Genomic DNA, 7,921 nt, shown 5'->3' on the forward strand with positions numbered 1-7,921 from the left:
CCCCTGGCCATACGTCGCCAGCAACGCCTGCGCCTCGATCGGGTCACCCAGCTTGGTCCCGGTACCGTGCGCCTCCACCACGTCCACATCCGACGACGACAGGCCCGCACTCTCCAACGCCTGCCGAATCACCCGCTCCTGCGACGGACCGTTGGGCGCCGTCAGGCCATTCGACGCACCGTCCTGATTGACAGCGGTCCCCCGCACCACCGCCAGCACCTCGTGGCCGTTGCGTACGGCGTCCGACAACCGCTCCAACACCAACACACCGACGCCCTCGGACCACCCCGTACCGTCCGCCGCACCCGCGAACGACTTGCAACGCCCATCCCCCGCCAACCCACCCTGGCGACTGAACTCGGCGAAAATGCTGGGTCCCGCCATCACCGTCACACCACCGGCCAGTGCCCTGTCACACTCACCGTTGCGCAGCGCCTGGACCGCGAGATGCAGGGCCACCAGCGACGACGAACACGCCGTATCCACCGTTACCGCAGGACCCTCAAGACCGAACGAATACGCCACCCGGCCCGAGATCACACTGTTCGAACCCCCCGCCAGCACATGCCCCTCCGCGCTGGTGAAGAGGTCGGTGCCGAGGCCGTAGCCGGATGACGAGGCGCCGATGAGTACGCCGGTACGGGTGTGGTTCTGCGAGAGCGGGTCGATGCCGGCGTGTTCGAAGGCCTCCCAGGACGCTTCAAGGAGCAGCCGCTGCTGGGGGTCCATCGCCAACGCCTCACGCGGCGATATCCCGAACAACGCCGCGTCGAACTCCGTTGCTGCGTCGACGAATCCGCCACGGCGCGCGTAGTCGCCGCCCCCGTCCTCGGGCCAGCCACGGTCGGTGGGGAAGTCCGAGACGACGTCGCGGCCCGAGGCCACCACGTCCCACAGTTGCTCGGCCGAGTTGGCTCCGCCGGGGTAGCGGCAGCTCATGCCGACGATCGCGATGGGTTCGTCGAGAGTGGCGGAGGTGCGGACGGGGGTCGCGGCGGGGGCCACGGAGGTGTCGCCGAAGAGCCGGCCGAGCAGGTGGTCGGTCAACGCGGTCGGCGTGGGGTGGTCGAAGACCAGGGTGGCCGGCAGGGGCAGCCCGGTCTCGGAGGTGAGCAGGTTGCGCAGTTCGACAGCGGTGAGCGAGTCGAACCCGAGGTCGCGGAAGGCGCGGCGGGGCTCCACCACGGCGACGCTCGCATGCCCCAGTACCAGTGCGGTGTGCGCGCGGACCGCGTCCAGCAGCAGTCGGTGCCGTTCGGTCTCGGGCGCGGCGGTGAGCGCGTCGCGGAGTTCGGTGGACGGGGTGTCGGCGTCGGTGGGCGCCGTGACCAGCCCCTGTGCCTCGAAGAGTTCGGCGAGCAGCGGGCTCGGGCGCGCGGAGACGAACGCCGGAGCGAACAGCTTCCAGTCGACGTCGGCGACGCTCACGGTGGTCTCGTCATGGTCGACGGCGCCCGCGAGTGCCCGCAGAGCGACCGTACGGTCCATCACGGGCAGACCACGGCGCCGTAGGAACTCGGCGACCTCGTCGTTGGCGGCCATGCCGACCTCGGCCCACGGCCCCCAGGCGATCGCGGTTCCGGTGCGGCCTCGGTGTCGGCGGTGCTCCACCAGCGCGTCGAGGAATGCGTTTCCGGCGGCGTAGGCGCCCTGACCGCCGCTGCCCCAGGTCGCGGCGATGGAGGAGAAGACGACGAACAGGTCGAGATCGCCGGTGAGTTCGTCGAGCAGCGCCGCGCCGGTGACCTTGGCGCGCATCGCCTCGGCGACCTCGTTCTCGTCGGTGTCCAGCAGTGGTCCTGCCACTCCGACGCCGGCGGTGTGCACCACACCGGTGAGCGGGAACTCAGCGGGTACGGCGGCCAGCGCCGCGGCCAGTGACTCGCGGTCGGCCACATCGCAACCGACGACGGTCACCCGGGTGCCCAGCGCGCCCAGCTCGGCGGTGAGTTCGTCCGCTCCGGGCGCGTCCGCGCCGCGACGGCTCAGCAGCAGCAGATGTGGCACCCCGCGCTGGGCGAGCCAGCGGGCCACGTCGCCGCCCAGCCCTCCGGTTCCGCCGGTGACCAGTACGGTGCCGGCAGTGGTCCACCGGGGTGCGGAACCCCGCGGCAGTGGAGCGCGTACGACCCGGCGGCCGTACGCCTGCCCGTCGCGGAGCGCGACCTGGTCCTCCTGGGCCGCGCCGCCGAGCAGCGCGACCAGCCAGGGGCCGGTGGTGTCGTCGCCATGGGCCGGCAGGTCGACCAGTCCGCCCCAGGTGGTGGGGCCCTCCAGCGCGGCGACCCGGCCGAGCCCCCACGACGGTGCCTGTTCCGGGTGGAGTAGCGGATCGCCGTCGCCGGTGGACACCGCGCCCCGGGTCAGGCACCACAGCGGGGCGGCCAGCTCCGCGTCGCCCAGCGCCTGGTAGGTGCGGAGCAGCGGCGCGAGGTCGGTGGGTTCTGACGGTCGAGGGCTCGTACCGCCCACGACGAGCACGACGCCGTCCGGGGCGGCGGCGGTCAGCCGCTCGGTGAGGGTGGCCCGGTCGTCGGCCGGGGTGAGGGTGAGTTCACTGACCCGCGCTCCGGCGGCGCTCAGGGCGTTCGCCACGTCCTGGGTGGGGTCGCTGTCGTCGGCGGTGACGATCAGCCAGGTCCCGGTGAGGGAGCCACCGGGGGCACTGGTGAGTGGCTCCCATCGCACCTGGTAGCGCCAGGATTCGAGGAGGGACTCCTGGCGCAGGGACCGTCGCCAGGACGACAGCGCCGGTACGAGGTTCGCCAGGGGCCCGGGATCGTCGCGCAGTCCGAGGGTGCCGGCGATTTCGGTGAGGTCCGCTCGTTCCACCGCCTCCCAGAACCGGTCCTCGTCCGGCGAGGTGGACGGCCGGGTGGCGACCGTGTCGGGCGTCGCCTCTGGCCAGTAGCGCTCGCGTTGGAAGGCGTAGGTCGGCAGCTCGACCCTGCGGCCCTCGGGGAGCAGTGAGCGCCAGTCCACCTCGGCGCCGGCGGTCCACAGCCGGGCCAGCGCGGTCAGCGCGGTAGCGGTGTCGTCCCGGTCCTTGCGCAGCACTGGCGCGAACACGGCGTCGGCGACGGTCTGTTGGGCCATGGCGCAGAGCACCCCGTCGGGGCCCAGCTCCACGAACCGGGACACGCCCTGATCCCGTAGCCGTGCCACCCCGTCGGCGAACCGGACCGCCTGCCGTACCTGCCGCACCCAGTACTCCGGGTTCGACATCAGACCAGGCTCGGCCACCTCACCGGTCAGGTTGGACACCACGGGGATGACCGGGTCGGCGAAGTCCAACGTGCCTATCACCGAGGCGAATTCGGTCAGCATGGGCTCCATCAGCGCGGAGTGGAACGCGTGCGAGACCGTCAGCCGGCGAGTACGACGCCCCTCCCCCGCCCAGCGTGTCGCCAGCGCGCCGATCGTCTCCTCGGAGCCGGAGACCACCACCGACGTGGGGCTGTTGACAGCGGCGATATCGGCCTGGCCGGCGATCGCATCGACGACCTCGGCCTCGGTCGCCTCGACCGCGAGCATCGCGCCACCCGAGGGCAGCCCCTGCATCAACCGGCCGCGCGCGGCGACGAGTTGACAGGCGTGTGACAGCGAGAAGACTCCGGCGCAGTGCGCGGCGGCTATCTCGCCGATCGAGTGGCCCAGCAGCAGGTCCGGGGCGACACCCCAGGACTCAAGGAGTCGGAACACCGCGACCTCGACGGCGAACAGACCGGCCTGTGCCCATTCGGTCTGATCCAGCTCGGCGCCGGTGAACACCACGTCCTTGAGCGGACGTTCACGGTTCGGGTCCAGTTCCGCGCACACCGCGTCGAAGGCCTCGGCGAACACGGGGAACGACTCGTACAACCCCCGGCCCATGCCCACGCGTTGCGCGCCCTGGCCGGTGAAGAGGAACCCGGTCCTGCCTTCGTCCACCGCGCCCGTGACCACACCGCCGGCCGGGCGCGCGTCGGCCAGATCCTGGAGTCCCGCGAGCAGTTCGGCCTGGTCAGCGCCGAACACTACGGCGCGCCGCGTCAACGCCGCCCGGGTCGTCGCCAGCGACCATCCCACATCGGCCGGCTGCTCCGCGCCGTTCGACAGCCGGCGGGAGAGACGTTCGGCCTGTGCGCGCAGCGCCTCGGTCGTCTGCGCGGACACCGGCCAGAGCAGCGGCGGCACGGGCTGCGGGACGACGCCCGGCTCCGCCGGCTCCTCGGCCGGCGTGTTCTCAAGGGTCGGAGCCGGCGCTTCCTCGAGGATCAGATGGGCGTTGGTGCCGCTGACGCCGAACGCGGAGACGCCGATCCGGCGTGGCGCGTCCGTACGGGGCCATGGGCGGGCGTCGGCGAGCAGGCGGACACCGCCGCCCTCCCATTCGACGTGGGGTGTGGGGACATCGACATGCAGGGTGCGCGGCAGGAGGCTGTTGCCCAGCGCAAGCACGCTCTTGATGACGCCGACCACACCTGAAGCGGCCTGGGAGTGACCGAGGTTGGACTTGGCGGAACCGAGCCACAGCGGACGGTCGTCGGTGCGGTCCCTGCCGTAGGTGTCCTGCAGCGCCTCGAGTTCGATCGGGTCGCCGAGCGCCGTACCTGTGCCGTGTGCCTCCACCGCGTCCACGTCGGCGGTGGTGAGCCGGGCGTTGGCGAGTGCCTGTCGGATGACGCGCTGTTGGGAGGGGCCGTTGGGTGCGGTGAGGCCGTTGGACGCGCCGTCCTGGTTCACCGCGCTGCCTCGGATGACCGCGAGGACGTCGTGGCCGTTTCGGCGCGCGTCGGAGAGCCGTTCGACGAGCAGTACGCCGACCCCCTCGCTCCAGCCGGTGCCATCCGCCGCGGCGGAGAACGACTTGCACCGCCCGTCGGAGGCCATCCCGCCCTGCTTGCCGAACTCGGTGAACGCCGCCGGGGTGGTGATCATGGCGACGCCGCCGACCAGCGCCCGGCCGCACTCGCCCTGCCGCAACGCCTGGACCGCCAGGTGGAGGGCGACCAGCGACGATGAGCAGGCGGTGTCCACGGTGACCGCCGGGCCCTCAAGACCGAACACATAGGAAAGCCGACCGGACAGCACACTGCTGGCACTACCCGTCAGCTGATAGCCCACGGTGGTCTCGGGCATCTGGCCCACTGTGTCGTACCCGGACGGTGAGGCGCCGACGAAGACGCCGGTGTCGCTGCCGGCCAGCGAGTGCGGGTCGATACCGGCCCGTTCGAGGACCTCCCACGCCGCTTCAAGGAGCAGCCGCTGCTGGGGGTCCATCGCCAGCGCCTCACGCGGGTTGATCCCGAACAGCGCGGCGTCGAACTCGGCGGCGTCCGGCACGAATCCACCGCGGCGGGTGTAGCCGCCGGTTTCCGCCACGGTCTGGGTCCAGCCGCGGTCGTCGGGGAAGTCGACGATCGCGTCGGTGCCGTCCGCGAGCAGCTGCCACAGGTCCTCCGGCGCGCCGACGCCGCCGGGCAGCCGGCAGCTCATCGCGACGATGGCGATGGGTTCCCGGGCCGCGCTCCGCATCTCCCGGTTCTGCCGGCGGAGCCGGTCGACCTCCTTGAGCGAGGCTCGGAGGGCGTCGACGGCCTTGTCGCCACGAGTGTTCATCGAGTTCTCCACAGGCTCAGGCATCGTCTCGGTCGGCGTTCAGCGCCATATCGATCAACGCGTCGGCGTCCAGTTCATCGATCGAGTCGCCGTCAGCGGTTGGGGCGGACGTGTCGGTATCGCCGCTCAGTCGCAGCAGCGCGTCCACCAGGCCCTCCGCACGTAGCCGAGCGATCGGAATGGTCGCCAGCGCGTTCCGGATGGCGTCCTCTCCTGGCTCGGCGGGCTGCTTGTCGGCGGTCGGTTCGTCGTCGGCGACGCCGAGTTCCGAGCCGAGGTAGGCGGCGACCCCGGTGGGGTTGCGGTGGTTGAAGGCCAGGCTCACCGGCAGCCGGAGCCCGGTCGTCCGGCTCAGCCGGTTCCGTAGCTCGACCGCGGTGAGCGAGTCGAAGCCGAGGTCCTTGAACGGCTGCGCGGCCTCGACGACCTGTCCGTCCCGGTACCGCAGGACCGCCGCGGCCTCGGTACGGACCAGATCGAGCAGGATCTGCCGCCGCTGTCGGGCCGGTGCGGCGGACAGCCGGTCGAGCAGTACGGACGTCTCGTCGGCACTCTGCTCGTCGGCCGCTTCCGGCGTAGGGTCGTCCAGCAGCGCGGCGATCAGCGGGCTCGGGCGGCTCGCGGTGAACGCGGGTCCGAAGACGTCCCAGTCGATGTCGGCGACGACCAGACCGTCCTCCTGCCGGTCGATCGCCCGCGCCAGGGCTCGTACCGCCAGTTCGGGTTCCATCGGGACGACCCCGAGTCGCCGCAGCCGGTCCGCGTCGGGCGACGCGGCGAGGCCGCCACCGGCCCAGGAGCCCCACGCCACCGAAGTTCCGGCCAGGCCGAGGTGGCGGCGGTGCCGTACCAGTGCGTCGAGGAACGCGTTGCCCGCGGCGTACGCGCCCTGACCTCCGCCGCCCCAGACCGCGGCGCCGGATGAGAACACCACGAACCGTTCCAGGTTCATCTCCCGGGTCAGCTCGTGCAGTTGGCGCGTACCCGTGACCTTCGCACCGAGCACGGTGTCGAGATGGTCCGCGTCGACCTCGTCCAGTACGGTCACACCGTCGACGCCGGCCGCGTGCAGCACGCCGGTCAACGGCCACTGCGTCGGTATCGCCGCCAACACCTCAGCCAGCGCGTCCCGATCGGTCACGTCGCAGGCGGCCAGGGTGACCGTCGTACCGAGTGCGGTCAGCTCCTCCGCGAACTCCCGTGCGCCGTCGGCCTTTTCGCCACGCCGGCCGACCAGCAGCAGATGCGGTGCTCCCCTGCCGGCCAGCCAGCGGGCCGCCTCGGCGCCGATGGCCCCGGTTCCACCGGTGATCAGCACCGTTCCGGTGGGGGTCCAGGCAGATGGCACGGGCTGGGTGGTGCCAGTGTCCTGAGGTGCGCGTACGAGCCGGCGGGCGGATATGCCGCTCTCGCGGATCGCGAGTTGGTCCTCGTCGGTGTCGCCGGCCAGGATGACGGTCAGCAAGTCGCCGGCGGCGCTGTCGGGAGCGAGTGGGACGTCGACCAACCCGCCCCAGCGGTCGGGGTGTTCGAGCGCGGCGACCCGGCCCACGCCCCAGACCGCGGCTTGGGCCGGGCGGTCGACGGGGTCGTCGTCACGGGTGGACACCGCCCCACGGGTCAGCATCCACAGGGGTGCGGCGATGCCCGCGTCGCCGAGCGCCTGGCTCAGCGTCACGGTGGCGGCGACCCCGGTGGGCACCGTGGTGACCGGCAGCGCGAGGTCGGCCGCGGCGGTGAGCGACAGGACGCCGGAGAGGGGTTCCTGGAGGTTGGTGGTCTCTTTCAGGCGTGCGGCAAGGGTGTCGCGGTCCGGAGCGGGGCCGTCGCCGACTTCGAACTCCACGACGTCGGCACCGGCGGCGCGTAGCGCAGTGGTGGCCCACTTCGTCAGCTCGCTGGCCGGGGGGACGACGACCAGCCAGGTACCGAACAGCACGCCGGTGGCGGGGAGTCCGGTCAACGGGGACCACTCGACCCGGTAGCGCCAGGTGTCGATGGTCGTGTCCTGACGGCGTCGGGTACGCCAGGAGGAGAGTGCGGGCAGTAGTGCGCCGAGTTCCCGGGAGGACTCCAGCTCCAGGGTCCCGGTGAGTTCCGCGAGGTCGCCGCGTTCCACGGCGTCCCAGAAGGCGGTTTCCTCAGTGTCAACTTCCTTTGTTTCGTGCGTGGTTGATGCAGGCTCCAGCCAGTAGCGCTCGTGCTGGAAGGCGTAGGTCGGCAGTTCCACGCGATGTCCGGCCGGGACGACCGCAGACCAGTCGACGTCGACACCCGCCACCCACGCCTCCGCGAGCGCCGTCAGGAAACGCTCCTCACC

Annotated in this window: 2 protein-coding genes; both read right to left on the reverse strand. The window is 71.8% G+C overall.

The annotated features are described in order from the left end of the window. The coding region (locus ACIBCK_RS39105; RefSeq protein WP_399398136.1) for a type I polyketide synthase at window positions 1-5,613 on the reverse strand (5,613 nt) is incomplete at its 3' end. A gap of 4 nt (window positions 5,614-5,617) precedes the next feature. Then, on the reverse strand, window positions 5,618-7,921 hold a 2,304-nt coding region (locus tag ACIBCK_RS39110), incomplete at its 5' end, for an SDR family NAD(P)-dependent oxidoreductase (RefSeq protein WP_399398134.1).

Origin of the sequence: Streptomyces sp. NPDC051218, assembly GCF_044455475.1 — a bacterium.
Lineage (GTDB): Bacteria > Actinomycetota > Actinomycetes > Streptomycetales > Streptomycetaceae > Streptomyces.